General features: G+C 64.9%; 22 protein-coding genes. 13 read left to right on the top strand and 9 right to left on the bottom strand.

The annotated features are described in order from the left end of the window. The first annotated feature begins 149 nt into the window (after positions 1-149). The gene (locus ABD791_RS11915; protein WP_345066743.1) at positions 150-1,958 is read left to right on the top strand and encodes an FAD-dependent monooxygenase; all 1,809 of its coding nucleotides are present in this window, start codon (positions 150-152) and stop codon (positions 1,956-1,958) included. A 179-nt stretch (positions 1,959-2,137) separates the two neighbouring features. On the opposite strand, the gene ABD791_RS11910 is transcribed toward ABD791_RS11915, so the two are convergent. From ABD791_RS11910 to ABD791_RS11880, 7 genes are all read right to left on the bottom strand, one after another. Continuing rightward, positions 2,138-3,100: an AraC family transcriptional regulator gene (locus tag ABD791_RS11910; RefSeq protein WP_345066740.1), complete on the bottom strand. Its 963-nt coding sequence runs from the start codon at positions 3,098-3,100 to the stop codon at positions 2,138-2,140. Positions 3,101-3,210: 110 nt separating this feature from the next. Then, the gene (locus tag ABD791_RS11905; protein WP_345066737.1) at positions 3,211-3,621 is read right to left on the bottom strand and encodes a RidA family protein; all 411 of its coding nucleotides are present in this window, start codon (positions 3,619-3,621) and stop codon (positions 3,211-3,213) included. Between the two features lie 3 nt (positions 3,622-3,624). Beyond that, complete coding sequence (locus ABD791_RS11900; protein ID WP_345066734.1) at positions 3,625-4,479, bottom strand: fumarylacetoacetate hydrolase family protein; 855 nt, start codon at positions 4,477-4,479, stop codon at positions 3,625-3,627. An 8-nt stretch (positions 4,480-4,487) separates the two neighbouring features. Next, the gene (locus tag ABD791_RS11895) at positions 4,488-4,964 is read right to left on the bottom strand and encodes a YybH family protein (protein WP_345066731.1); all 477 of its coding nucleotides are present in this window, start codon (positions 4,962-4,964) and stop codon (positions 4,488-4,490) included. Continuing rightward, positions 4,961-5,743 carry an SDR family oxidoreductase gene (locus tag ABD791_RS11890; protein ID WP_345066728.1) on the bottom strand — a complete coding sequence of 261 codons (783 nt, stop codon included), beginning with the start codon at positions 5,741-5,743 and terminating at the stop codon, positions 4,961-4,963. Before ABD791_RS11890 ends, ABD791_RS11895 begins: the two co-directional genes overlap by 4 nt. Continuing rightward, the gene (locus tag ABD791_RS11885; protein ID WP_345066724.1) at positions 5,743-7,026 is read right to left on the bottom strand and encodes an FAD-dependent monooxygenase; all 1,284 of its coding nucleotides are present in this window, start codon (positions 7,024-7,026) and stop codon (positions 5,743-5,745) included. The genes ABD791_RS11890 and ABD791_RS11885 overlap by 1 nt, the downstream gene beginning before the upstream one ends. 72 nt (positions 7,027-7,098) lie before the next feature. Further along, positions 7,099-7,845, bottom strand: coding sequence for a dienelactone hydrolase family protein (locus ABD791_RS11880; protein ID WP_345066721.1), 747 nt, complete (start codon positions 7,843-7,845; stop codon positions 7,099-7,101). Between the two features lie 349 nt (positions 7,846-8,194). Here ABD791_RS11880 and ABD791_RS11875 point away from each other — a divergent pair, with 349 nt between their 5' ends. The 9 genes from ABD791_RS11875 (at position 8,195) to ABD791_RS11835 (ending at position 19,176) form a co-directional block, all read left to right on the top strand. After that, the gene (locus ABD791_RS11875; protein WP_345066718.1) at positions 8,195-9,217 is read left to right on the top strand and encodes an ABC transporter permease; all 1,023 of its coding nucleotides are present in this window, start codon (positions 8,195-8,197) and stop codon (positions 9,215-9,217) included. Positions 9,218-9,270: 53 nt separating this feature from the next. Further along, positions 9,271-10,452 carry a sugar ABC transporter substrate-binding protein gene (locus ABD791_RS11870; protein ID WP_345066716.1) on the top strand — a complete coding sequence of 394 codons (1,182 nt, stop codon included), beginning with the start codon at positions 9,271-9,273 and terminating at the stop codon, positions 10,450-10,452. Beyond that, positions 10,449-12,086 (top strand): sugar ABC transporter ATP-binding protein, encoded by a 1,638-nt coding sequence (locus tag ABD791_RS11865; RefSeq protein WP_345066713.1) that lies wholly within the window; start codon positions 10,449-10,451, stop codon positions 12,084-12,086. Before ABD791_RS11870 ends, ABD791_RS11865 begins: the two co-directional genes overlap by 4 nt. Beyond that, the gene (locus tag ABD791_RS11860; RefSeq protein WP_345066710.1) at positions 12,083-13,132 is read left to right on the top strand and encodes an amidohydrolase family protein; all 1,050 of its coding nucleotides are present in this window, start codon (positions 12,083-12,085) and stop codon (positions 13,130-13,132) included. The genes ABD791_RS11865 and ABD791_RS11860 overlap by 4 nt, the downstream gene beginning before the upstream one ends. A 47-nt stretch (positions 13,133-13,179) precedes the next feature. After that, positions 13,180-14,511, top strand: coding sequence for a DUF3500 domain-containing protein (locus ABD791_RS11855; RefSeq protein ID WP_345066708.1), 1,332 nt, complete (start codon positions 13,180-13,182; stop codon positions 14,509-14,511). A gap of 9 nt (positions 14,512-14,520) precedes the next feature. Beyond that, positions 14,521-16,278, top strand: a complete 1,758-nt coding sequence (locus ABD791_RS11850) for an FAD-dependent monooxygenase (protein ID WP_345066706.1) — start codon at positions 14,521-14,523, stop codon at positions 16,276-16,278. Positions 16,279-16,361: 83 nt separating this feature from the next. Continuing rightward, positions 16,362-17,606 (top strand): multidrug effflux MFS transporter, encoded by a 1,245-nt coding sequence (locus ABD791_RS11845; protein ID WP_345066704.1) that lies wholly within the window; start codon positions 16,362-16,364, stop codon positions 17,604-17,606. A gap of 59 nt (positions 17,607-17,665) precedes the next feature. Continuing rightward, positions 17,666-18,151, top strand: coding sequence for a MarR family winged helix-turn-helix transcriptional regulator (locus tag ABD791_RS11840; protein WP_345066702.1), 486 nt, complete (start codon positions 17,666-17,668; stop codon positions 18,149-18,151). 194 nt (positions 18,152-18,345) lie between these two features. Beyond that, entirely contained in the window at positions 18,346-19,176 is an 831-nt protein-coding gene (locus ABD791_RS11835) for a siderophore-interacting protein (protein WP_345066699.1), read from the top strand. A gap of 13 nt (positions 19,177-19,189) precedes the next feature. On the opposite strand, the gene ABD791_RS11830 is transcribed toward ABD791_RS11835, so the two are convergent. Beyond that, positions 19,190-19,663, bottom strand: coding sequence for a MarR family winged helix-turn-helix transcriptional regulator (locus ABD791_RS11830; protein WP_345066696.1), 474 nt, complete (start codon positions 19,661-19,663; stop codon positions 19,190-19,192). 238 nt (positions 19,664-19,901) lie between these two features. On the opposite strand from ABD791_RS11830, the gene ABD791_RS11825 reads away from it, so the two are divergent. The 3 genes from ABD791_RS11825 (at position 19,902) to ABD791_RS11815 (ending at position 23,581) form a co-directional block, all read left to right on the top strand. After that, complete coding sequence (locus ABD791_RS11825; protein WP_345066693.1) at positions 19,902-21,035, top strand: FAD-dependent oxidoreductase; 1,134 nt, start codon at positions 19,902-19,904, stop codon at positions 21,033-21,035. Between the two features lie 124 nt (positions 21,036-21,159). Beyond that, positions 21,160-22,290 carry an FAD-dependent oxidoreductase gene (locus tag ABD791_RS11820; protein WP_345066691.1) on the top strand — a complete coding sequence of 377 codons (1,131 nt, stop codon included), beginning with the start codon at positions 21,160-21,162 and terminating at the stop codon, positions 22,288-22,290. Positions 22,291-22,447: 157 nt separating this feature from the next. Further along, positions 22,448-23,581 (top strand): FAD-dependent monooxygenase, encoded by a 1,134-nt coding sequence (locus ABD791_RS11815; protein ID WP_345066689.1) that lies wholly within the window; start codon positions 22,448-22,450, stop codon positions 23,579-23,581. Positions 23,582-23,844: 263 nt separating this feature from the next. Here ABD791_RS11815 and ABD791_RS11810 read toward each other — a convergent pair whose 3' ends face one another. After that, positions 23,845-25,683 (bottom strand): HNH endonuclease signature motif containing protein, encoded by a 1,839-nt coding sequence (locus tag ABD791_RS11810; protein WP_345066686.1) that lies wholly within the window; start codon positions 25,681-25,683, stop codon positions 23,845-23,847. Positions 25,684-25,876 lie beyond the last annotated feature (193 nt).

Below are 25,876 nucleotides of genomic sequence, written 5' to 3'. Positions count from 1 at the left end.
ACGGCGCGCGTTCAGTCAAGGAGCGAAGCGCATCCCGACAATCAGCGTCGGCGCAGGTGTCCCATCCTTGACAGGAGCGGCAGCGCGCGAGGCCAAGGCTCCAGCAACGCCACGCAGAGCAACATCCACGCAGAGAAGCGGAGACACCGATGAGAGACTTGAGTGATGCACGGGAACACCCCAGGGCTTCGCCGGAGGGAATCGGATCGGAGCCGCTCCACACCGATGTGCTCGTTGTGGGCAGCGGGCCGGCCGGGGCCAGTGCCGCACTGTTTTTGGCCCGGCACGGCCTCGACGTGACGTTGGTGACCAGGTCGAGCTGGGTGTCGGATTCCCCACGGGCACACATCACCAATCAGCGCACCATGGAGGTGTTGCGGGCCGCCGGCCTCGAAGATGCGACTCGCAGCGCCGCGACACCGGCCGAACTCATGGCCAATCACGTTCTGTGCACATCGATCGCAGGAGAAGATTTCGGACGAGTCTGGTCGTGGGGCAACGATCCCGTGCGCCTGGGCGAGTACGTCACCTCGAGCCCCTCACCCGGCTGCGACATCCCTCAGGACCGGCTTGAACCGATTCTGCTGGGAGAGGCCGCGCGTCTCGGGGTGAGGGTGCGCTTCCAGACAAAGTTCATCGGCCTCGAACAGCACGCCGAGGGTGTGACTGCCCAGGTCACCGACGAGTTAACCGGACGTGCCGACACGATCGGCGCCTCGTACGTCATCGGCGCCGACGGCGGCCAGAGCACGGTCGCAGAAGCCATCGACCTGCCGTTTCGAGGCAAGGCCGGAATGGGCAACGCGATGAACGTGCGCTTCACCGCCGACCTGTCCCGACACGTGTCACACCGACCTGGCTCGCTGTTCGAAGTGATTCAGCCCGGCCGCGCGGACGGCCTGGGGCACGCCATGCTTCGGATGGTGAACCCGTGGAATGACTGGGTGGCCGGTTTCGTGCACCTCGGCGAGCGCAATTCGCGACTCACGCCGGAGGAGGCCGAGTCCGAGGTGCGCCAGTTGATCGGGGACGACTCAATCGACGTCACCGTCACCGGCCTGTTCCCCTGGCGAATCAACCACGTCGTCGCCGAGCGCTATTCGTCGGGACGGGTGTTGTGCGTGGGCGACGCGGTGCACAGGCACCCTCCAATGAACGGCCTCGGCGCCAACACCTGCATCCAGGATGCGTTCAACCTCGCCTGGAAACTCGCCTACGTGATCAAGGGTCTCGCGGGTCCCGCGTTGCTGGAAAGCTACACGGAGGAGCGACAACCGGTCGGCGAGCAGATCGTCGACCGCGCCATCACGAGCTGGCATCAGGGTCGCGACCTTCTGCAGGCCCTCGGGCTCAATCCGACCGCCCCTGTGGAGGAACGACAGGCGCAGATGGCACAGCTCGGCGCTCCCACCGACGAGGGAGAGCAACGTCGCGCCGACGTCGCTCGCGTGCTCGACGACAAGGCCTACATCTTCGAAGCGCACGGCGTGGAGATGAACCAGCTCTACGCATCCGTCGCGATCATCGCTGACAACTCACCGTTCGAGTACGCCCGCGACCGGGAGCTCTACACTCAGCAGACCAGCTCGCCAGGGGCACGGCTTCCGCACTGTTGGGTCGGCCGCCGGGGCCGCACCGTATCAACGCTCGACCTCACCTCGCCTGAACGATTCACCCTGCTCACCCGGGTGCGCGGGGCTGAGTGGGTAGCCGCCGCGGAGACACTTGCCCAGGAGTTCGGCATCGAGCTGACCGCTCTGCGGATCGGACCTGGCTGCGATGTGAGCGACCTCTATGGCGACTTCGCACGCCTCAGTGAGATCGGCGAGAGCGGATGCCTGTTGGTTCGTCCGGACCAGCACATCGCGTGGCGCCGCAGCACCATCGCCGACAATCCTGTCGCCGCATTGCGTGGCGTGCTCGGTCAGGTACTCGACCGCGTCACCGAGGCTCTGTGACTCCCGAGACGGTCCCCATCCGCTGATCGAGCTGATTCGGAATTCGCGTCCGCCCCTCCCATTCGACGGAGATTTTCGCCGACGAGGTCGTTTTCAGGCAAATTTGCCCGGATTTGCCGTCAATCTCCGTCGAATGGGAGAGAAGCGGTGCGACAGGCTCGGCCAACGATTCTGGGCAGCTAGCCCGACTCCGGCGCGCGGAGGGCGCGACGGCGCCATTGCGTGGGCGTCTCGTTGAAGGTGGCCCGGAAGGTTCGGCTGAAGTGGGCGTGATCGGCGAAACCGTTCTCCGCCGCAATCTGGCTGACACTGGCCGATGCGAGCGCGGGGTCGGCGAGCGCTTGCCGTGCGGACTCCAGACGGCGAAGCCGGATCCAGTGCGAGACCGAGGTGCCACGTTCCTGAAAAAGCGACTGCAGATAGCGCGTCGACATATCGTTGTCGTCGGCGATGCGTCGCAGGTCGAGGCTCTCGTTCACATTCCGCGCGATGTATTCGACGACCCGTCGGTATGCGGGCCCCGAGCGGTCACGGCCCGCAGCGAGGTCGAGCTGGCCGACAAGCATCGTCGTGAAGAGCGACACGATGTTCTGCACAATCCGAGTTCCGCTCTGGCCGGCAAGAAGCGATGGATCGTTCAATACGTCTTCGGCGAAGGGCACGACCAGCTTCGCAAAACCGACATCCGAGGCAAAGCTCCGTCCGACCAGCGGGCGCAGTGCCGCAGGTGCAAGGTCGAGCGCCGCGAACGGCGCGCGCAGCATGAGCAAGGTGAACGGACCGGTGAACTCCCAGCGGTAGGGCAGGTCGGATGTCCAATAGCCGACATCGCCCGCATCGAGCGAGACAGCGGGGCTGCCATCTGTGGGCCGCAGGATGCTGCGGCCACGCACCTGCACTGGAATGACGTGCAGAGGACCGGGCCTGCGCTCGATATGCGCGGGAGTTCGGCTGACGACGTGGCGTTCTGCTTCGATCGTGATGAGATCGAGCTGCGTGCGATCAAGTTCGCCGCGAATCAGGTCGCCTGTTGCGCGCACCCAGGTGCCGTTCTGGCCGAGTACCGACTCAGATTCGACGACGAGACCCCAATCGTTCAGAGAGTCCCCCAAATCCTGGGAGTGGACTCGTCGCTCAGCCATGCTGCTCCGTCGTTGCTTCAGTACCCGCTTGGCCGATACGTTCGCCTGCACCGAGCTTGACACTTCCGGTCGAGTTTGACCGGCGCACCGGGGAGTCTCGACCGCAACGGTCAAACTCGGCGGGGTGGGCCGGACGGGACATCGAGCACCGCCACCAGGTCACACTGAATCAGCGAGCCGCCGTCGAGCAGCGCGGCCATGGCCTGGCGTGCCGGACGGCTCGCCGGGTCGGGAAACTGGGCGAGCCATTCGCGGTTGAGGGCGTCACGGTCACGGTAGTCGGCGAGCCAGAACGTCATCTTGGCGATGTCGTCGGTCGTGCCGCCGGCCGCCTCGAGGAGCGCACGCACGTGGGTGAAGACGTTGGCGCATTGCTCGTCCAGGCTCGCGGGCATCTGGCGCGTATGCGGGTCGCGCCCGGTGAGCACCCCGGAGAACAGGAACGGTCCGATTCTGCTCGCGGCCGGAATCGGGTTAGCGTGGCCGAACCCCGGCACATCGATGCTGACTCGGCGCTGCACGGCTCAGCCCTCGGCGACGACGCGGTTTTCGATGGCGCCGAGCCCATCGATCTCGGCGCGAACGACATCCCCGACGCGCAGAAAGTTGCCCGTCGGCGCCCCGATTCCCGATGGTGTGCCTGTGGCGAGGATGTCGCCGGGCATGAGTGTCATCACCTGGCTGAGGTACGCGATCTGCTCGTAGATGTTGTAGATCATGTCGTCAGTCGACCAATCCTGGCGCACTTCACCGTTGACGGTGAGACGCATGCGCAGGTCAAGCGGGTCGGCGATCTCATCGTCGGTGGTCAGCCACGGCCCGATCGGCCCATGCGTATCGAAGGACTTGCCCAGCGTGAAGGTGGGCGACAACTTCTGCAGCCAATCCCGCACCGACACATCGTTGGCGACGAGGTAGCCGGCGATCACCGAGCGCGCATCCTCCACCGACACGTGCTTGCACTTCTGCCCGATCACAACGCCGAGCTCGATCTCGTAGTCGAGTGCGTCGGAGACCCGGGGCTTTGCGATCTCGCCGAACGGTGCATTGATGCACGACACCTGCTTGTTGAACCACAGCTGGCTCGTCGGGATGGGGATCCCCGCCGCGCGGGCTTCCTCGGCATGCTCGGCGTAGTTCATTCCGATGCCCAGGTACTTCTGCGGGTCGTCAATGGGGGCTTCGAGAACGACGGAGTCGAGCGGGAGGCTCGGCCCGTCTGCGGCAAGGATGACGCCCTCCAGCGAGTCGAGCTCTGGCAGGATCGCACGCAGCGAGGTTCCGACGCCGGGCAGATCGGAGATATCGGTGATGCGGTCGTCGTCCACTCGGCCGAGGCGGGTGGGGCCGTCACCGACGTGGTAGCGAGCAATTTTCATGGGAGTTCCTACTTCTCGTTCGGCGCGGGGGTTCCCGCGATCGGTTCTGCGGATGTCCACTGCTCGCCCGGCAGGGTGGGCCAGACATGTTCTCCGGTCGGGGTCATCTGAAAGCTCAGAAACCGCCAGGTTCCGGCGTTGTCGCGGCGCAGCACTTGGGTGACGACCCCGCCGATCGTGCGCTCCCCGCCTTCCGGCGAACGCAGCCGGTTGGTCAGCGGGCCGGTCACGATCAGCACGTCGCCAATGACCCGTATGGTCAGTTCGCCCCGCCTCGTTTCGAGGTAGGGACGGCGCTTGTCGACATGTTCCAGCAGCTGGGTCTTGTTGTGCGTCAGCCCGGGAGCGTGGATGTGCACCAAGTCCTCGTCGAACATGGCGTCGAGCGCGGCGAGGTCCACCGCGATCAACGCCTGGTGGCGTCGATTCTCCAGATCGAGCACCAGTGCGGTGAGTTGCGCATCGGCCTGTGTGACCTCACTCATACGAGACCTCCATACGATCCGCCGTCAAGTTGAAGATTCTGTCCCGAGATGTAGCCGGCCTGGGCGCTGCACAGAAACGCGCAGGCGTCGCCGAACTCCTCGGGGCGACCGAGGCGTTTGGCGGCGATCGTTGACGCGATGCGGCGCCGAGCCTCGTCTCTGTCGATGCCCTGCGCCGCCATCATCCGCTGTGCCATGAATTCCTGTCGTGGAGTGTCGAATCGTTCCGGCAGCAGGTTGTTGACCGTCACGTTGTCTGACGCGACGTCGTTGCTGATGGCCTTGCTGATCGCGGTGAGTGCGGCTCGAGCGGATGTCGACAGCCCCATTTCATAGGCGGGGCTCTTCACCATCGCGGAGGTGATATTGACGATCCGCCCGAACCGGCGCGCACGCATGCCGGGAATGTAGGCGCGCATCAGCTGCACAGCGGGCACCATATTCGCCCGCAGTGCTTCGACGAGCGCGAGCTCGTCCCAATCGTCGAGCCGTCCGGGCGGCGGGCCGGCATTGTTCGTGACCAGGATGTCGACGTCGGGCACCGCTGCGATGATCGTCTCGCGCCCCTCGCCTGTCGTGAGGTCAGCGGCAACCCAGGTGACGCGGGCGCCGGGAACGTCGTGACGCAGCAGCTCCCCAGCCGCGGCGAGCTTGTCCGCACCGCGGCCGTTGAGGGTGACGGCCACGCCTTCGCGCGCCAGTGAGCGCGCGCAGGCGAAGCCGAGTCCTTGCGATGATGCAGCGACGAACGCAGTGCGATCGGTGAGCCCGAGATCCATTAGGCGATCGGCTTGGCGCCGACGACTTCCCAGGTGCGGAAACCCGTCGTCTCGCCCGCGTCGCGTCCGGGGCGCTCCTGGCCGACGAGCGCGTGGTACTTGCTGAAGATCGCGTTCACTTCGGCGATGGGCATCACGGCCTCGATATCGTCGAAGCGTTCTCCCCCTGTGCGCTCCTCGATCATGCGGCGGATCACCTCGTAGCCCTCGCCGCGGTGCGCCATCACAATGTTGTTGACCATGGTGAGCCGCGCGGCTTCGAACGCCTTGAGGGCTGCATTCGGGTCGTCAATGGTCGCGAGCTTCTTGGCGAGCACATTGCCGTCGACAATCGACTGGCAGGCGCCGTTTCCGCCGCGCGGGTACATCGCGTGCGCCGCATCGCCGATGAGCACGACCCGGCCGTCCACCCAGCTCTCCAGCGGTTCGTGCCGGATCAGCGGGAACAGATACACCTCGCGGGCGTTGCGAAGCATCTTCTGCACATCGACGAGGTCGACGTCGCAGTCGTCATAGTAGGGAAGGATCTCAGCGACGGAGCCGGTCTGATTCCAGTCTTCGACAGACTCGTCGCGGGTCGCCTCGACAACCCAGTTGACCAGGGTGAGGCCAGAACCTTCGAAGTCATTCGCGATCGGGTAGACGATCATGCTCGACAGCTGCGGCGCACCAATGTGAAGGATGGTGCCGCCGCTGCCGAATGGCTTCATCAGCGTGGTGCCGCGCCACATCGTGATGCCCGAGTACACCGGTTCGGAATTGTTCGGGTGCATCTGGCGGCGCGCGGCCGACTTGATGCCGTCTGCAGCGATCAACACATCGGCGCGAGCCTGGCTCGTGGTGCCGTCCGCGTTCTCGAGGAACAGTGTGACCGAATCGGCATCCTGCTCGTAGCGCTCGAAACGGGCTCCTTGCACGATGGCATCAGCGCCGAGTCGCTCGACGACCGTGCGGTAGAGCAGCATCTGCAGGATGCCGCGGTGCACGAACCGCTGCTCGTACAGGTAGCCAGCGTGCACGCCGCATCGCTCCGCGTAGATCTCCTGGCCGTACTTGTTGTAGAAGATGGACTCCTCCGCGTCGACCGAGATCGCGCGGAACTCCTCGAGCAGGCCGAGCTCATCGAACTCCTGGCTGCCGTACGTCTTGACGTCGAGTCCGACACCGAGTGGCTTGAGCTCGGGGACGGCTTCGTAGATCGTCGGGCTGAAGCCCTGCTGGTGAAGGCGGAGCGCGGCGGCCAGGCCGGCCGGGCCAGCTCCGATGATGGCGATGTCAAGCATGTTGTGCTCCATTTCTTTCGCGTCGCGACCGCCTTGGTCGCGACACGGGTGATCAGTGTTCGACGCGATGTGCTACGCAGCTGGGCGCGCGTCAGGAAAAAGCTCGCCGAGAAACCGTTTCGTCGACTCCCAGCTGCGTGCCGCGCTCTGGGGGTTGTACGCGACGACATCTGGCATCGGCGAAAAGGCAGATTTCGGGTTGGTGTATGCGTGCTTGGTGTCGCTGTAGAGGTTCAGTTCCCAGTCGATGGCCGCGCCGCTGAGTGCCACCTGGAGTTCGGATCGCATCTGGGCAGTCGCCATGGGGTCGTCCGCGCCGGTGCACACCAGTACTCGTGCCGGGGTCGTGGCCGCAGCCCAGTTCGGTCGGAGAAGGTCGAGTCCAGCGTGAATGCTGACGACTCCGCGCGTGTTGCCTCCGGTACGCAGGTACTCGAGTGCGGAGGAGGCACCGAAACAGTACCCGGCGGTGATGATCGCCTCGGCGTCGACTTCTGGCTGGGCGGCCAGGGTCAGATGTGCCGCTTCAATCCGGCCCATCCAGCGCGCGTGGTCACTGACCATGCCGCCGATGAGCGGGCCGATTTGCGACTCAGCCGTCGCCGTCGTGCGGTCACCCCAGACGTCCGCCGCGAATACCGCGAACCCGAGCGCTGCATAACGCTCAGCTGTCTGGATCGTGTCGTCATTCAGGCCAAAAGCATCGTGAACGAGCACGATGCCCGGCAATTCGTGCGCCCCTGTCGGAGCGCACAGGTAGCCCAGCATTCGGCTTCCTCCATGCACGTACTCGATGTCGCGTGAGGTCAACTCGCCCATGTGTCGCTTTCTGTCGTCGATGTGACGAAAGCGTATGAGTAATCGCACACGATTTCAAGTGTGATTCGCAACTTTACGCACTCGGAAGTGTGTGGTCAAAATACTCTGCGGGCCAATTTAATAGAGCTGACCTGCGTTTTTATGCAACTCGCGCCGCTTTCCGAAATCCACACTTGCCCAACGCGCGTGGTGCCGCATATGATTTCGCACACGATATCTATTCGGATTACGACGGTATCGGGAACCGTCCTTAACGAAGCTGCGTGCGCTGAGCTCAAACGCACTATCTCGGTGCACGCAGCCGTACGCAGAGATCGCAACGTAGCGAGAACCGGGAGCTAGTAGCAATATGTCTAAGACCTCGAGCGTCACCGACGATTACACGGGAGCGGTGAGCACCCCGGTCCCTCACAGATTCTCGCGGAGCGGGAGCCTGGGCCGGTTCAGCGCCCGTTTCGCGGTCATCGGGGTGTGGCTTCTTCTCGCCGTGCTGTTCGCGCTTCTCGTGCCCGACACGTTCCTCACCGTCGGAGCCGCGCGAACCATCTTCGGCAGCCAGCAGGCGCTCGTCTTCCTCACGGCCGCACTCCTGTGCACCATCATCGTGGGCGAATTCGTTGACATGTCAGTGGCGTCGAACTTCGGCCTCGCAGCAACGCTGGTGACAGTGCTCAATGTCAGTGACGGCGTCAACCCCTGGGTCGCCGCGATCATCGCCATCGCGGCCGCCACCCTCGTTGGAGTCATCAATGCGCTGCTCATCGTCAAGGTGGGCGTCAACACCATCGTCGTCACGCTCGGCATGGGAACATTCCTGCTGGGCATCGCACTGTGGCAAACCAACCTCATGCCCGTGAGCGGACTTCCGAGGGACTTCGGTCAAATCGCTCTCTTTGATATCGCCGGACTGCCGATCAGTTTCTTCCTGGGTCTGATTCTCATGGCCGGATTCGCGTATGTCCTCAGCTTCACGCCGCTGGGTCGCAACATGCGATTCGTCGGTGAGAACCGCGAAGTCAGCCGACTGGCCGGCGTTCGAGTTACACGAGTGCGATTCGGCGCCTTCATCTCCGCCGGCGTCATCGCGGGGGTGGGGGGCGTGATCTCTGCTGCCGGCACTGGCGGCTTCGATGCGGCCAGCTCGCAGACCTATCTGCTGCCGATGTTTGCGGCGACATTCCTGGGCACTGCCGTGCTGATGCCCGGGCGATTCAATCCCATCGGCACCCTCATCGCCATCTACTTTCTCGCAACGGGCGTGCTGGGTCTCCAGCTCCTCGGCGCGACCTCATGGGTCTCCAGCGTGTTCTACGGAGGCGTGCTCGTGATCGCTGTGACGATTTCGACCGTCCTCAATAGGCGCTCCAGGTAACCCTTTTCAAGTCTCGAAATCCCTTGCCAAAGCAGCCAAGAAGGAGAAGCAAGATGATCACTGAAAATGCAACGCGCCACCACCGTGGGCGCATTCTGACCGGAATCGGTGCGGCGGCCGCACTCGCGGTCGTTCTCGCCGGCTGTAGCGGCGATGGCAGTACGCCTGCAGAAGCCGGTTCGTCATCGAACCCGAGCGACAGCGCGACTTCGCAACTCTCGCAGGAGGTTGACACGCTCTCCCAGCCGCTGGACGCCTATCCGGTGCCGACCGAAGCGGTCACCGGGGTATCCGATCTCGCCGGTGGAACCGTGTACTACGTTCCGATCACTCTGCGGGCGCCGCAGTTCGCTGTCACCCAATCCGGGATCGAGGCCGCGGCGAAGGCGGCGGGTCTGAAAGTGCAGGTCTGCGACGGGCAGGGGAATCCCACCGGTGTCAGTTCGTGTGTGGATCAGGCAACCCAGGCTCACGCCACCGGAATCGTGCTCGACGGTGCCCCGTACGACCTGGCCGCGAACTCGCTCGATGCGGCGCAGGCCGCGGGAATACCCGTCATCCTCAGCAACCAGATCGTGGACGAGAGGCACCCCGTCTCGAAGACCTTCGCGTACGTTCCGCCGGCCGGATCAGAGCAATTGATCGCACTGAGCAAGTGGATCGCCGTCGACTCTGACGGAACTGCAAACATCCTCTTCAACCGGTCCACCGACGGCCCCGGTCAGATCGCCTATGTCGAGGCGGCCACCACCGCTCTCCCGGACTTCTGCCCCGGGTGCACAGCCACTGTCTATGATGTTTCTTCTGCCAACTTCGCTCAGATTCCGCCGTCGACCAGCTCCGCGCTGTTGAAGAACCCGGACGTCAATTACCTCGTTTCGGAATTCGCTGAATACCTCCACCCGGCTTCCGACGGCGTGCAGCAGGCTGGCATGACCGGCAAGGTGCAGATGCTTGCGGCGGCGGCCGCTCTCAGCAACATCGAGGAGGTGTCCAAGGGTGGCCTGGCCGCCGTGGCCGCTCAGGCAGCTGCTTACCAGGGTTGGGTGGACCTCGACGCCGTCCTGCGCCTGGTTGCCGACCAGGAAGTGCCGGAGTACACCATCCCGTTCCGCCTGTTCACCCCGGAATCCGCCAAAGATGTGACGCTGACCCCGGAAGCCGAGCAGTCGGGTGAGTGGTTCGGTCCGACCACTTTCACGGACCAGTTCAAGAAGCTGTGGGCAGTTGCGTGATCATTGAACACAGCTCGGCACCGGGTGCTGCGGCGGCGGTCGCCGCCGCAGCACCCCGGCTCGAGGTGCGTGACCTGGGCATGACGTTCGTGAACAATCGGGTACTGCGAGACGTCTCGCTCGAAGTAAGGGCCGGAGAGATCCACGGCTTGATCGGGCAGAACGGGTCAGGAAAATCAACACTCGCGAAGGTTCTGACGGGTCTCTACACCCCCGATGCCGGCACGCGAGTGAGTGTGGACGGCGTCGACCTTCGGCTTCCGGTACAGCCTCAGGAGTCTCGCCAACGCGGCGTCGCCGTCGTACACCAGAACCTCGGCCTGCTTGACAATGAAACTGTGCTCGAGAACATGCGGATCGGGCGGCTTCGCGGAAGCCGCTTCCTGCGTCGCATCAACTGGGACCAGGAACGTTCGGCGGCCGGTGCCGTGTTCGAACGTCTCGGCCGCTCGGTGCAGTTGGACGCCAAAGTAGGTTCACTGCACGAGGAGGAACGTGCGACGGTAGCTATCGCACGGGCGCTGCAAGACGCCCACCCCGGCACGGGCCTCATCATCTTCGACGAGTCGACCCGTGCACTCGGCCGGCGTTCGCTCGAACATTTCTTCAAGATCCTCGACGAGATCGTCGCCACGGGTACAGCCGTGCTGATGATCACGCACCGGCTTGAAGAAATCGTTGATGCGGCCGACCGGGTGACCGTGCTGCGCGACGGACGAGTCGTCGAATCCGGTCGCGAGGTCGCCGGCATGAGCGAGGCAGACCTCACGGCGCTGATGCTCGGCCGCAACCTCCGCGATCTCGATCGGCGTGGTGTCGCAGAGATCGCAACGGATGCCGTCCCCGTGCGCGCCACGGGGGTCACTGGCCTCGCGGTGCGGGATCTCTCTCTCCAGGTGTTTCCCGGCGAGGTGCTGGGTTTGACGGGGCTCGCCGGCTCCGGATACGACGACGTTCCCTACCTGTTAAGCGGCGTCACTGCTGCGGAGGCCGGAACGCTGAGAGTAACCGAGGGCATCACCGTGGAACTGCCTGGGTTGAACCCAGCGAAGGCCATCGCCGCCGGCATCGCGTTGGTACCGGAAGGCCGGGAACACGCCGGCTTGGCGATGACGATGTCGGTCGGCGAGAACATTGGTTTTCCACAGACCTGCCGTGCCCCTCGCCAGCTTCGCCCCATCGCGATCGCACCAGAGCGCGAACTCGTGACAGACCTGCTCTACAGCCTCGACGTGCGACCGCCAAACCCCAAGGCGTTGGTGAGTTCGTTCAGCGGCGGAAACCAGCAGAAGGTGCTGCTCGCCAAGTGGATCGCCACGGAGCCAACGCTGTTCCTCCTGCATGAGCCCACCCAGGCGGTTGACGTGGGAGCGCGCCACACCCTCGTCGCCGCGATTCGCAAGGCGGCCACAGACGGCTGCGCTGTGATCGTCGCAGGGTCAGACGAGAACGAGCTCGCCTTGCTCTGCGACCGGATACTTGTCTTCAGCGAGGGCGTGGTTCGTGAGGAACTGACAGAGGACCTCACCCCAGACAGGATCGTCGCTGCCATTTATGCCAATGGCTCGCGATCACGGTTGCGGCAACGCAACCAGACGAATGTTCAAGATGATGAAAAGGAAGCAATCGTATGACCGTTGTAGATATCAATATCCACCACCTCCCCGAGGACCTGTTCACAAACGAGAAGATACTGAACGGCTTCTTGGACAGTGCTCCGCGCGGTTTCGGCGAGATCGCCAGCGTCATCACGATGGAGAACGGCAAGAAACAGCTCATCCTGGAGAAGCCGAAGGGCTACCAGAACCTCAACTACGTCGAGGGCGACTATTCCGTCGAGGCGAAGCTTGCCGCGATGGACGAAGCCGGAGTCGACTACGGCATCATGCGGGTGCCGGTGTGGCAGGAATGGCTGGGTCTCGAGACCTGCAAGGCAGTCAACGACAACGCCGCTGAGATCGTCACAAAGGCGAACGGGCGCCTCTTCGCCACCGCGTGCGTTCCGCCGTGGGGCGGCAAGGAGAACATCTACGAGCTCGAGCGCGCCGTGGGCGACCTCGGGGCCGTCGGCGTGCAGCTCGCCTGCCACTACGGTCAGCTTTACCTCGATGACGAGGTCTTCGAGCCCTACCTCAAGGTGATCGAGAAGCTCGACATCCCCGTCATCGTGCACCACACGCCGCTTCCGGTGGAGTACAAGTCCGTGCTCGACTACACGAACCTGCGTCGCGAGTTCGGCCGCATCACTGATCAAGCCACGGCCGTTGGTCGCGAACTCTTCAGCGGAATGTTCGATCGGATGCCGGGCTTGCGCTTCGTGCACACCATGCTGGGCGGCAACTGGTTCGCCAACACCGAGCTGCTCACCCCCCACGCGCCCCGCAAGGCCGAGGCGATGCAGCGCCTCGACCCGACTGGCGGCGAGAAGATCAAGCAGTATCTCGACGAGAACATCTACTTCGACCTCACGCACCCACACTCCTGGGGCAAGGTTCAGGTTGAGGCCGCGCTCAAGATCAACGGCGCCGACCACTACATGTTCGGCTCGTCCTTCCCGGTCTTCTACAGCTGGATGGGCCAGGGCGTCGAATTCGTCAAGAACGAGCTCGAGATCAGCGACGCAGACCGCGAGGCGATCTTCTACGGCAACGCCAAGCGCCTGTTCAACCTCCCCATCTAGTCAGCATCCGGTCGCACGAGTCCCGTCAGAAACGAAAGCGTCAGAGCATGGAAAACACCGAAAACGACCACATCGATGAGTACTTCTCGACCGCACGGGTAACCGGGCGAGAGGATGCGGTCGCGCTTCCCACTGACGGCTACCTCAACTATCTGTACGATCTCGACGACCCGGTGCTGGCCGGAAGTCGCGGAATGAACTATCAGGAGTTCGCCGAGGACCGCTACTCCGCCCCGTTCCTGAAGGAGCTGCTCGACTACTGGGACGGGCTCTACCGAGAGCCGTTCGTCGGAATCACCTCCGACGGCGTCGTGCGGGAAGGGCTCTACGACCTTCCCGCCGACGCCGCTGCACCGACCGATCCGGCGCTTGTCGCCGCAGCCGAGCAGGTGCTCGCGCTGCTGAGCGCCGAGGAACGCGAGCATGTCGTTCATCCCCTCAACGCTCCCGAATGGCGCGCGTGGAGCAATCCAGAGTTCGTGATCTACCGGGTCGGCCTGCGCCTCGAAGATCTCAGCAGCGACAAGGTGGATGCCATCCTGCAGGTCGTGCGCGCATCGCTCAGTCCAGAAGGCTTCGAACGGGTGCGCGAGGCCATGGCGCTGAACGGATTTCTCGGCGAGTTGGTCGATCTTCCTTCCATCATGAACGAGCGCAGCTACTGGTTCTCGCTGTTCGGCACCCCCTCGGCGACCGAGCCATGGGGCTGGCAGCTGTTCGGCCACCACGTCGCACTCAACTTCGTCACCGTCGGCGGCCGACAGGTCGTCGCCCCGGTGTTCATCGGCGCGGAGCCGGCACTGTCAGACGGTGAACGCCCGCCACTCTTCGACGCCCGCGAACAGATCGCGATCGAACTCGCAGAGTCGCTCTCCGATGAGCAGCGCGCACAGGCGGTCGTCTACGACTCGGTATTGGACCCCGCCATGCCAGAGGGCCGTCTGCACCCGGCAGACGAGCGCCACGTCGCCGGCGCATTCCGCGACAACCGAGTGGTTCCCTACGAAGGCATCCCTGCATCGAAACTGACCGACCCGCAGCGCGCACTGTTGCGCGCCATCGCCGAGGACTTCTTTCTCCTGCTGACGGCGCCACAACGCGAGGCCACCCTGCGTGATTTCGACGCCCACCTCGATGAGACCTGGTTCTCCTGGTACGGCGCGACCGATGGCTCGCAGCCCTTTTACTTTCGTATCCAGAGCCCGGTCATCCTTGCAGAGCTCGACCACCATGCCGGTGTCTGGCTGAACAACAGGCTGCCCGCGCGTTTTCATGTTCACACCACGCTGCGGCTGCCGAACGGCAACGACTATGGTCGGGCCTATATCGCCCAGTCGAAGACGCACGTCGAAGACGCACGTCGAGTCACCGCGCGGTGAAGGACCCCTGTGAGAACCCTAGAATTTGACGTTTTCGTCGTCGGCGCCGGCCCGACCGGGCTGGCCTGCGCGGCCCTGCTCGCGCGGGACGGCGTGAACGTGGCAGCTATCACCCGGTACTACTCCGGCCTGGCCAACTCGCCACGTGCCCACATCATCAACCAGCGCACGATGGAGGTCTTCAGAGACCTCGGCATCGAGGACAGGGTGATCGACGCGGCAATGCCCGCAAGCCTGATGGGTCAGGTTGTCTGGGCAGAGAGTTTCGCCGGCCCTGAGATCGCACGCCGAAAGGGCTGGGGAGCCGGCGCCGATCGTCGCTCCGACTATGAGGCGGCGAGCCCGAGCAGCCTGACCAACATCGCACAGCACATCCTGGAGCCCATCCTCTGTGACGCCGCTCGGGAACTCGGAGCGCAGGTGATCTTCAGCCTCGAGCTGGTCTCGATGCGGCAAGAAAACGACCAGGTCATCTCGCTCTGCCGCGACCGTGTCACCGGCGAGGATATCGAGGTGGTGTCTGCCTATGCCGTCGGCGCCGACGGCGACAACAGCATCGTCTGCCGCGAACTCGGCTTCGAGGTCGAGGGAATGATGGGCCTCGGGCACATGCTCAACTACTGGGTCGAGGCCGACCTGACGACGTATACCGCGCATCGGCCCGGCGCCCTCTATCAGATCCTTCGGCCAGGCGGCCGAAGCCACATCGACAACGCCGTGTTCGTCAATGTGCGTCCCTGGAACGAATGGGTGGTGTCCCTGCCCTACGATCCGGCCGAAGGCGACCCCGATTTCACCGCCGAAGAGGCAACGCGACTCACCCGTCTGTACGTCGGCGACCCCGACCTCGAGGTGCGCCTGATCGGCACCTCCACCTGGACGATCAATCAGGTGCACGCCGAGGTGCTGCACCAGGGACGCGTGGTCATCGCCGGAAACGCGGCGCACCGGCATCCACCAGCCGGCGGCCTCGGCGCGAACACCTGCGTTCAAGACGCATTCAACCTCGCCTGGAAGCTGCGCATGCTGCTGAACGGCACCGCCGACGAAGGACTGCTCGAGACCTACACCGCGGAGCGTGCTCCCGTCGCACGTCAGATCGTGCACGGGGCGAACACGTCGCTCGCGGCGCTGATGGCGATTCCGGGAGCGTTGGGACTTCGCCCCGGACAGCCGATTGAGGAGGGTCGTCAGCAATTGCGCATCCGTTTCGACGCCACTCCTGAAGGAGCCGAGCGCCGCCGGGCTCTCGCGGCGGCCGTTCGAATGCAGGACTACAACTTCAATGCACTCGGCGTCGAGCTGGGCCAGCGATACGTCTCTTCGGCCATCGTCCCCGACGGAAGCAGCCCGCAGCCCGAGCTGGACCCGGAGTTGTTCTACGAGGCGACCACTGCTCCTGGCGCTCCGGTGCCGCACGCCTGGCTCGTGCAGGGCAGCGAGCAGGTCTCGACGCGAGACCTCGTCGGCAAGGGGCGGTTCACCGTGCTGACCGGGCTCGGCGGTGCGGAATGGCGCGTTGCCGCGCGCACCCTCTCTGACGAGTTGGGCATTCCCGTCGACGCCGTGACAATCGGGCCAGGACAAGACGCGGAAGACGCATACGGCGACTGGGCGGCGTTGCGCGAGATCGACGAAGACGGATGCCTGTTGGTGCGCCCCGACCACCACATCGCGTTCCGCGCGTCACGTGCGACAGGTGATGAGCTGGCGGTTCTTCGAGACGCGCTGCGCCGGGTGCTCGCGCGTCACAGCCTCGTGGGCTGACCTCCGGCATGCACGGTTCGCCGCTGGTTCCTCGGCCGTCACGCGCACGGGGGACCCAGCGGCGCAGCGGCCCTCGCACCGCCATGACCGTGCAGGTTCTCGCGGTGCTCGCCGTGCTCTCGGCACTGGCGCCGCTGTCGATGGATATCTACACTCCGTCGCTGCCGCTCATCCAGAAGGAGCTGGGCGCAAGCGAATGGCTGGCCCAGGCCAGCATCACGGCGTGCCTGCTCGGAATCGGTATCGGGCAGCTCATCTGGGGGCCGCTCAGCGACCGGCTCGGGCGGCGTCCTGTCATCATCGCTGGAGTCATCGGTTGGGCCCTCGCCTCAGTGCTCAGCGCACTCTCCACGACGCCGGAAATGCTCGTCGCGGTCAGGGGAATCGCGGGTCTCTGCGGAGCCGCGGGCATCGTCGTGTCCCGCAGCATCGTGCGCGACCTGTCCCCCGACACCCGATCCGTGGCTTCCCGCATCGGGATCCTCTCGCTGACCACCGCATTCGCGCCCATCCTCGCGCCAGTGGTGGGCCTGGTGATCGCGCACGCCTGGGGCTGGCGCGCGGACTTCGTCGCTCTTGCGGCGCTCGGCGGTGGCATCTCCTTGGTATTCGCCTTCGTCGTACCAGAGACGTTGTCACCCGAACGGCGAACAGGCGCTGGACGAGGCGGGGTGCTCGGGGCGCTGGCTGCTGCCGCGCGCGACCGGGAGCTGGCCTGCGTAGCCATCGCCATCGGCGCCCATGCCTTCGGGTTCTACGCCTATATCGCAACGGCGTCCTTCATCGTCGAGCGCCAGTTCGGTTACCCGCCTGTCGCCTTCGCCCTCGTCTTCGCAACCAACGCCGCAGCCATGCTCTGCGCCAATGTCGTGTTCCGACGCATCGTGCGCCATCGGCATCCTGCGTTCGCGCTCGGCATCGGGCTCGCGGTGAGCATCGTGGCCGGCGCCCTGCTCGTGGCGACCTCGAGTGCACGGGGGCCGGAGTGGTTGCTGTGGACGGCATCGACGCTCTTCGCGGGGGCGGCCGGCATCGTTCTTCCCGGCGCACACAGCTGGGGTCAGACCACTCGGGTGGCCAGCGGAGCGGCATCCGCTCTCACCGGCTCTGCGCAGTTCCTGGGCGGAGTGCTCGGCTCGCCGCTCACCGGCATGATCGGCCCCACTGCGGCGAACCTCGGAGTCATCGTCTTGCTCAGCTCCAGCATCGGCCTGTGCGCGTGGCTTGTCGCACGCCGACGCGTCGAACGTCCACGGATCGATCCCGTCGATGAGCGCGGTGGGACGGCGTCCGCCGACGGCACTCCGAGAGATGACAGACATCTGTAATCATGGAATATCCCTACTATGCTGGGTGAACTACAGCCCCGGGAGGAACAGTGTCGGTGATGCCCCATGATTCAGCGGAGTTCTCCTGGTGGAATGGCCTGCCCTACACGTTGTGGCGAGCGCACAACGCGGTGAACCGCGTGCTCCATGACGCGATCAAGGACCTCGGCGTCACGGTGACCCAACTCGGCCTGGCCGTGCATCTGGACCAGCTCGGTGCGCTGTCCGCCTCCGACCTGGCGCGCGGGATCCATGTCACCCCGCAGAGCGTGGCCACTGCGCTTGCTCGACTCGACAAACTCGGCTGGGTCAATCACCAGCCCCACCCCGTTCACGGCAGGGTCGTGCTGTTCACTCTGACCGAGCGCGGCAGGGAGGGAGTGCGTGACGGCTCTGCACGGATGGCCGAGGTCACAGATCGGATGACCTCCGTACTCTCCGACGGCGGCGCAGAGACCGTTGTTCGCGAGCTTCGTCGCATCCTGGTGGAACTCGAGGGCAGTGATCGACCGACGGAGACTCTGTGGCCGATCCGCAATCCCTGAGCACCACCGCAATCCTCGAGCACCACCCACAACTGTGAGCGCCATCCACGACCCCGAGCAGCGACGGCGTAATCCATAGCCGCTGCACACAATTTGCTGTTACCGTCATGCTTGCAGTCGTCTGTAACAATGCATGACGCCTGTCACCCGTGTCCCTGGATCCTCCGGAAAGACACGTCAGGAAGGGACCACCCATGCCGACCACCCACTTCACCGTGACCGCGACCTCGTGGGTCACCCCGTCGCTTCGGCGGATTCACCTGCACACCGAAGACCTCTCCGCCTTCGCCGAGAGCGGCTATACCGACCGCTACGTCAAGCTCGTCTTCCCCCAGCCCGGCGTGAGCTACCCCGATCAGATTGACGTGCGAGCCCTCCGCGGCACCATGGCGCCCGAAGACCTGCCCGATGTGCGCACCTATACGGCCCTCCACCCCGACGCGGAGGCCGGAACCATCGATATCGACTTCGTGGTGCACGGCGACGAGGGCATCGCCGGTCCCTGGGCCGCGAACGCCCAGGTCGGCGACACCCTGATTGCCAACGGACCCGGCGGTGCATACACACCGGCGCCGGCCGCTGACTGGCACCTGCTGGTGGGTGACGAGTCAGCTCTTCCCGCTGTCGCCGCAGCTCTCGAGGCATTGCCGAGCGACGCTGTGGTGCGGGTTGTCGCGCTCGTCGAATCAGCTGACCACGAGCCGCAGTTGACGCTCCCCGCCGACGGCTCCGTCACGTTCGTGCACCGCAACGGCGGCGCGGCCGGCGAGCAACTCGAAGAGGCCGTGCGGGCGGTGGACTGGCTGAGCGGGCGGGTGCACGCCTTCGTGCACGGCGAGGCCGAGGAGATCATGCACGGCGTGCGCCCATACCTGCGCACCGAGCGCGGTCTCGCACGCGACCAGCTCTCGATTTCGGGGTACTGGCGCCGTGGCCGTACCGAAGAGGGCTTCCGTGAGTGGAAGTCAGAGCTCGCTCGTACCGAGGGCGACGAGCCCCGACGGGGCGAACGCACAACCCGCTAGCGGCAGCTCCAGCTCACTGCCGTGCCGTGCCGGGGACTCCCGCCAAGAGGAGGTGGCTGATCTCTTCAATCGCCTCGAGGGCCGCGTGCAGCGTTGCTCGGCGTTCCTCCGAGAGCGCGGCGAGGGCCTCATCAAGTGATCCGGCCCACGCCTCGGAGACCGCACGCTGCTCCTGTGTACCGAGTTCTGTCGGCATAATTCGCACGATGCGACGATCGTCCAGCCCTGGCTCGCGCGTCACGTAGCCGTGCTGCAGGAGCACGCGCAGTGTGGCGCTCGCATTGGGCTGCTGGAGACCCAGTTCATGCGCGAGGTCGCCGACGGTCGAGCCGGGCGCGTCCACAACCTGTTTGAGCATCGCAATCGCGGTCGTGGGCATCGGCCTGACGCTGGCGCGCTCGGGTGGACGCCGGTGCACCGCCCAGGAGAATTCCCGCAACGCGACGGTCAGGGCACGATCGACCGATGCCTGAGACGAATCGTTCAACCGCCGCACCTCTCCCCGGAGTGCCTGCTTGCCATGTGGACCGCAGCACTCACGGTTCAGGCTACTGGATCAGGCGACCCTGCCGGCGAGCGCCTGGACGACCGCCGAGGCTGCGTTTCGGCCAGCCGTCAGGTTTCTTATGCGTCAACGCGCTCGATCAGCCATTGGCACTAGACGCCATGCACATATGAAGCTATATATATAAGTACATATCAAGGATGTTCAAAGGAGAACCTCAATGACTGAAGACCGGATACTCGTTGTGGGCGCCGGCATCGGCGGCTTGTCGACCGCGATCGCTTTGCGCCAGCGAGGCTTCGACGTGCACGTGGTCGAGCGCCAGCCGAGTCTGGATGCCTCGGTGTACGGCGTGGGCATCATCCAGCCCATCAACGCATTGCGCGCTCTCGATGCCATCGGGTGCGCCGACGCCTGCCTTGAACAGGGGTTTGCTACGGCGGCCTGGGGCAGAAAATTCAATCAAGAGGGCGACGTACTGGGCGAGGTGCCGGGTGGCTCGATTCCAGGCTCCCGATTCCCCCCGATGAATGGCATCACCCGACCCAAGCTGCACCACATCCTGTCCGACAGAGCCATTGCCCTGGGAACGACGATTGCGTACAGCACGACCTTTACCCGATTGACGCCCAACCCCGATGGGGTCGATGTCGACTTCGACGACAGCACAACCTCGACGTTCAGCCTGGTGATCGGCGCAGACGGGGTCCGCTCCTCCGTGCGGCGCTACGTGCTCGACGAAGGCATTGAACCGACGCCGATGGGGCAGAGCGCGTTCCGCATGAACATTCCGAGAGAGCCGGACATGGATCGCATCATCCTGCAGGAGGGTGAAACCGGCATGGCGGGCATCGTGCGCATCGGGCCCGATCTCGCCTACCTGTTTATGAACGTCGCGGCGGGCAAATCGTACCGAGTGCCAGAGGACCAGCTGCGCACCGTACTGAAAGAGAAGCTGGCTTGCTTCGGGGGCATCATCGGGCGCGTGCGTGATCGCTATGTCGATGAGGCCGAGGACATCGTCTTGCGCCCGGAGGAGTATCTGATCGCCCCCGCGCCCTGGCATCGCGGCCGCATCGTGCTCATGGGCGATGCCGTGCACGCGATCACACCGCACCTCGGACAAGGTGCCGCGCAAGCGATCGAGGACGCCGTCGTGTTGGCCGAATGCCTCGCGACCATCGATTCCGTCGAGCACGCATTCGAGGCATATACCGAGCGCCGCTATGAGCGCTGCAAACTGGTTGTCGAGTCGTCGGCCGCGGTCGGCCTCTGGGAGCTGAACCCGACAGCAGACTTCGATCATGTCGCGCTGACTCAACGAGTGATGGAAACGATGGCTGCACCGATTTGATCGGTGCAGCGCCGGGCATCGGTGCTCGGCGCTGGCCCGTCGCTACCGCGGCGTCCGGCATCCCGTCGCTGATGGCGAAAGCATCACCGACGCACCATGTGAAGCGAACCCTATGGAGGACACAGTGGCCGTTCAATTGAACCGAGCGCTCGTCATTGGCGGAGGCTTTTCCGGCTTGTCCGCCGCGATCATGCTCGCCCGTGCGGGCATGGCCGTCGATCTGATCGAGAAGAGCCAGAACTGGACGATGGACGGCGCCGGGATCAGCTTGGGCAGCGCGACATTGCGGGCTTTGAGCACGCTCGGCGTGCTCGATCGGTTTCTCGCTGACGGCTATGGCGGCGATGGCACCGACGTGCGGGCCCCTTCCGGGGCACCGATCACCCAGTTTCCGACCCCGCGCTTGGTGGCGCCAGACATCCCTGGCAATGGCGCGATCATGCGCCCGACCCTTGGTCGCATCCTCGCCGGCGCAATGGCCGCCGCCGGAGTGAAGTCCCGGCTCGGCGTGACGGCCCACAATCTCGACGACGACGGCGAAGGTGTGAACGTGACATTCTCGAACGGCGGTCGTGATCGCTATGATCTCGTCGTCGGCGCAGACGGCATCCACTCCACGACCCGGCGGCAGCTCTTCCCCGACTCCCCCGTTCCGCGCTTCAGCGGACAGGGCGCCTGGCGTGCTGTGGTGCCGCGCCCAGCGGATGTCGTGCGCACCACGGTGTGGATCGGCGCACCGGCGAAGGTCGGGGTCAATCCGATTTCTCAGCACGAGATGTACCTCTTCGTCAACGAGGCCAAGACGTTCAGCGACCGGGTCCCCGACGCGGAACTCCTCCCTCGACTGCGTGCGCTCATCGAGCCGTTCACCGACCCCCTTCTGAAGAGCGTGCGATCGGCACTGGGCGAGAGGTCGCTCGTGTTTTACCGCCCGATGGACAATCTGCTCGTACCCCGGCCGTGGCATCGTGGTCGCGTCGTGCTCATCGGCGACGCCGTCCACGCGACGACTCCGCACCTGGCCGCCGGCGCCGGAATTGGGATCGAGGATGCCATCGTGCTCGCGGAGGAACTTGCAACAGCATCGACGCTCGACTCCGGGCTGACCGCGTTCGAAGACCGGCGATGGGAACGCTGCCGGATGGTCGTCGAGAACTCAGCCCGGCTCGGGGAGCTCGAGGCAGCTCCGGGCACCGAGGAGGCGTTCACGCAGCTCCAGGCCGAGTCGATGCGGGCACTCGCACAGCCGATCTAGCGTTCACGGAGTCGCAGTGCGCCGCCGCGGGGCCTTTCCCTTGTGAACAAACTACGTCTTCCCAAAGTTGCCAGACGTCTGGCATACTCACAGATGGATGCAATCCCGGTGCGCAAGGATGCGTGGCCGAACTCTCACGAAGACGTAGGGAAATGTAATGATCCATGGAAAAGTGCTCATCGTCGGCGGCGGCATCGGGGGGCTGTCCACGGCAATCGCCGTGCGGAACGCCGGATTCGACGTCAAGGTAATCGAACGCCATCCCGATCTTCATTCATCGGTCTACGGCGTCGGCATCATCCAGCCGATCAACGCCCTCCGCGCGCTCGACGCGATCGGATGCGCCGAGGCGTGCATGGCGGTCGGCTTTCCGGCAACGGCCTGGGGCAGCATGTACGACGTGGACGGGAACTTTCTCTTCGCCATGCCGGGTGCTCGCATCGAGGGATCCACTCTCCCGCCCCTCAACGGCCTGACCCGTCCGCAGCTTCACGAGATTCTCACGAACAAGGCCAACGAAGTCGGCGTGGACATTCACTATTCGACAACCTTCGAAAGCCTCGTCGACGACGGCGATGGGGTCGAACTCACCTATACCGACGGCACCTCTGAGCGCGTCGATTTCGTTGTGGGTGCCGACGGCGTGCGCTCGCAGGTTCGCCGCTACGTGCTCGATGCCGAACTGCAGCCGCGCTACATCGGCCAGTCCGCCTTTCGTGTGAACATCCCGCGCGAACCAGAAATCGACCGCATCATCCTGCAGGAAGGACCGCACGGAATGGCCGGCTTCGTGCCGATCGGACCCGACCTTGCATACCTCTTCTATAACGCCCAGATGGAGAAGGCCGATCGTCCGAACGACGCCGACTTGGCGGACGTGCTCAAGGAGCACCTCGCTCCGTTCGGCGGGCTGACCGGCCGAGTTCGAGACACGTACATCAATGACCCGAGCGCAGTGGTACTGCGACCGGAAGAATCTCTCATCGCGGAAGGCCCGTGGCACAAGGGGCGGATCGTGCTGCTTGGCGATGCCGTTCACGCCATCACGCCGCACATGGGTCAAGGTGCTGCTCAGGCGATCGAAGACGGCGTGGTGCTGGCTGACTGTCTGACGAAGCACGTCGAGCTGGAGTCGGCCTTTGTCGAGTACAGGGAGCGACGTTTCGAGCGCTGCAAGCTCATCGTTGAGACGTCGCTCGCGATCGGCGAGTGGGAGATGGGCAGGCTGCCGAACTTCGACAACGTCGGCGCCACCAATCACGTCATGGATGTCATGGCGCAGCCCATCTAATCCCTGTAACTGAAGTACTCGTTGAGGGGGTATTCGGTGCCGTCTGGTGCCGGGTGCCCCTATTTTTTCGCCATCTCAAGCGGCTGCGGAACGGGCGCCGCACAGCGGGTCTCGGGTCGAGCAGTCGCATCTCGGACCTCTCGGTGATCGAGCCTGTTGAGACCGGGTGAGCAGTTTTGTGCACCGGTGGTGGTTGCGTCCGGAGATCGGATTGCGGAGTTTCGCTGGCGTTCGCTGGCGCCGCTCCTCAACCACCGAGATGGTCACCCGACCCGTCTCGACGGTTGCACCGTGGGTTGCTTTGGCGGGAACCGTTCCAGCATGAGTGCGCTCTTGCTCGGCATCAGGATCGGCGCCTGGTCGGCATCGACGGTGACGGGTGGGAGGAGCCAGTAGTCGGCGCCGGTGCGGAACACATGCCAGTGGTTGTCGTGGAGTAGCAGGTGGTGGGCTTTGCAGAGCAGGATGCCGTCGGCCATATCGGTTTTGCCCTGTTCGGCTTTCCAATGCTCGATGTGGTGTGCTTCACACCAGGAGGCGGGTCGGTCGCAGCCGGGCCAGCGGCAGCCGCCGTCGCGGGCGGCGAGACCGGTGCGTTGCCGTTGGGTGAAGAGGCGTTGGTCGCGTCCGACGTTGATGCATTGGCCGTCGTCGTCGAACTCAATGCCGGTGTACCCGGAACAGAGCAGCCGTTTCACGGTGTCCATCGAGACCGGGTCGGGGTGTCCCTCGATCTGGCCGTGCCCGGGCGGGGCCAGGCAGGTGGGGGCTGGTCCGGTCGACGCTCCGGTCGAGCCGGTTTGTGACGATCCGACCAGTGACACTTGGGTCGGTGTCGATCCGGTCGGTGGCGATCCGGTCGGTGACGACTCGGGCTGAGGCAACCCGGGAAGCGTGGCCAGGGCCGATGATCCGGTCGGCGACGCTCCGGTCGGTGACGATCCGGTCACGGCTAGTGCCGGTCTGGCTGGCGACCTTCCGTTCAGTGCAGAGCCGGCCGATGTCGGACGAGTCAGCGCCTGACCGACCGGTGTCTGACCCGCCAAGTCCTGACCGGCCGGGTTCTGACCGGCCGGGTTATGACCGGCCGGGTTCTGACCGGCCGGGTTCTGAAAGGCCGGATCCGGGATGGTGTGCGCGAGGTCGTGTTCGGTGACGAGGATCCGTACGGTGGGCCGGCGGCCGAAGAACACCGTGTTCGGGTCCGCCTCCGCACCGAGTTGCAAGAGCGCCAGGATCGCGTCGGCGGCGATCTGCTCGGTCGAGCGTTCATCATCGCGCAACGCGTCGGCGCGGGCCTGCGTCGCCGGGTCCACGAACCGGGGGCCGCCGCGTCGCGGCGAGGTGGCGCCGTCGACGATCAGTTCGACGAGGCGGCCGTCTTCGGGTGGCAGCAGCGCCGATACCCGGTACATCCCGTCGTCCTGACGCCAGATCCGGAAGCTGCGGGCGTCGCGCTGGGTCTTCTCCCGCCGGGCGATGCCGTCCGCGTCGAGCTCGTCGCGCAGCCGGCGGGCCCGGCGGAGCAACTGGTCCGCATTCAACGTGGCGGCCTCTTCGAGCAGGAACTGTGCGGCGGCGGCGAGCTTCTCGGCGGGCACGCCCGGATCGATGTCGCCGAGACCCTTGCGGATCGCCTCCGCCGCATCGATCGACAGGGTGCCGGCGCGCACCGCGCCGGCGACGACGGCCAGCCAGGGGGCGGCGAGCTCCGGCAGCTCGGTAAGCGGCGCATCGGGGTCGGCTTGGCGACGTTCTGCGGCGCCCTCGGCAGCCTCGGTGTCGACCATTAGCGTGCCGACCGCGACGAGTTTCGCGGCCTCCGCCCGGGTGCCCCCGGTATCCGACTGAATCAACGCTTCCGGGGTGAGGAAGCCGTGGCGTTGGGCGAGACCGGAGAAACCGAACTCGCGAGAGGAACGCCGGGCGATCTCCCCGGCCACCCACGCCGCATGCGTGTCGTAGTTCCGACGTATCCGCGCGAGCTGCTTCTGAGACTCCAGCAGATCCGCTTCGCCGAGGGCCGCATAGCCGGCCGCTCCGTCACCGATCTCGGCGGACGCGACGGCGGCCTGCCGGAGCTGATCGGTGAGATTCTGCATACTTCAAGACTAGAAAAAAGGGAAGACGCACACCCGAGATTGCACGCATCCGTGAGTAACTTCTCGACCACTCGCCTGTGGAGTACAGCGGTGGCGGCCATCTAACGTCGGTGAACGCCGATGTCGAGACCGGTGTGTGCGGTCTCGGCACGCTCGACCAACGGGATCGGGAGGAGTCGAGGTTGGCTTGCGC

Origin of the sequence: Glaciibacter kafniensis (genome assembly GCF_039538945.1) — a bacterium.
Classification (GTDB): Bacteria; Actinomycetota; Actinomycetes; order Actinomycetales; family Microbacteriaceae; genus Cryobacterium; species Cryobacterium kafniensis.
This window is presented reverse-complemented; position numbering and strand designations above follow the sequence as displayed.

Excerpts from the sequence above, each read along its gene's own strand:
- ABD791_RS11915 (WP_345066743.1), top strand. The coding sequence starts at position 150 with ATGAGAGACTTGAGTGATGCACGGGAACACCCCAGGGCTTCGCCGGAG.
- ABD791_RS11910 (WP_345066740.1), bottom strand. The coding sequence starts at position 3,100 with ATGGCTGAGCGACGAGTCCACTCCCAGGATTTGGGGGACTCTCTGAAC.
- ABD791_RS11900 (WP_345066734.1), bottom strand. The coding sequence starts at position 4,479 with ATGAAAATTGCTCGCTACCACGTCGGTGACGGCCCCACCCGCCTCGGC.
- ABD791_RS11895 (WP_345066731.1), bottom strand. The coding sequence starts at position 4,964 with ATGAGTGAGGTCACACAGGCCGATGCGCAACTCACCGCACTGGTGCTC.
- ABD791_RS11890 (WP_345066728.1), bottom strand. The coding sequence starts at position 5,743 with ATGGATCTCGGGCTCACCGATCGCACTGCGTTCGTCGCTGCATCATCG.
- ABD791_RS11885 (WP_345066724.1), bottom strand. The coding sequence starts at position 7,026 with ATGCTTGACATCGCCATCATCGGAGCTGGCCCGGCCGGCCTGGCCGCC.
- ABD791_RS11880 (WP_345066721.1), bottom strand. The coding sequence starts at position 7,845 with ATGGGCGAGTTGACCTCACGCGACATCGAGTACGTGCATGGAGGAAGC.
- ABD791_RS11875 (WP_345066718.1), top strand. The coding sequence starts at position 8,195 with ATGTCTAAGACCTCGAGCGTCACCGACGATTACACGGGAGCGGTGAGC.
- ABD791_RS11870 (WP_345066716.1), top strand. The coding sequence starts at position 9,271 with ATGATCACTGAAAATGCAACGCGCCACCACCGTGGGCGCATTCTGACC.
- ABD791_RS11860 (WP_345066710.1), top strand. The coding sequence starts at position 12,083 with ATGACCGTTGTAGATATCAATATCCACCACCTCCCCGAGGACCTGTTC.
- ABD791_RS11855 (WP_345066708.1), top strand. The coding sequence starts at position 13,180 with ATGGAAAACACCGAAAACGACCACATCGATGAGTACTTCTCGACCGCA.
- ABD791_RS11845 (WP_345066704.1), top strand. The coding sequence starts at position 16,362 with ATGACCGTGCAGGTTCTCGCGGTGCTCGCCGTGCTCTCGGCACTGGCG.
- ABD791_RS11840 (WP_345066702.1), top strand. The coding sequence starts at position 17,666 with ATGCCCCATGATTCAGCGGAGTTCTCCTGGTGGAATGGCCTGCCCTAC.
- ABD791_RS11835 (WP_345066699.1), top strand. The coding sequence starts at position 18,346 with ATGCCGACCACCCACTTCACCGTGACCGCGACCTCGTGGGTCACCCCG.
- ABD791_RS11825 (WP_345066693.1), top strand. The coding sequence starts at position 19,902 with ATGACTGAAGACCGGATACTCGTTGTGGGCGCCGGCATCGGCGGCTTG.
- ABD791_RS11815 (WP_345066689.1), top strand. The coding sequence starts at position 22,448 with ATGATCCATGGAAAAGTGCTCATCGTCGGCGGCGGCATCGGGGGGCTG.
- ABD791_RS11810 (WP_345066686.1), bottom strand. The coding sequence starts at position 25,683 with ATGCAGAATCTCACCGATCAGCTCCGGCAGGCCGCCGTCGCGTCCGCC.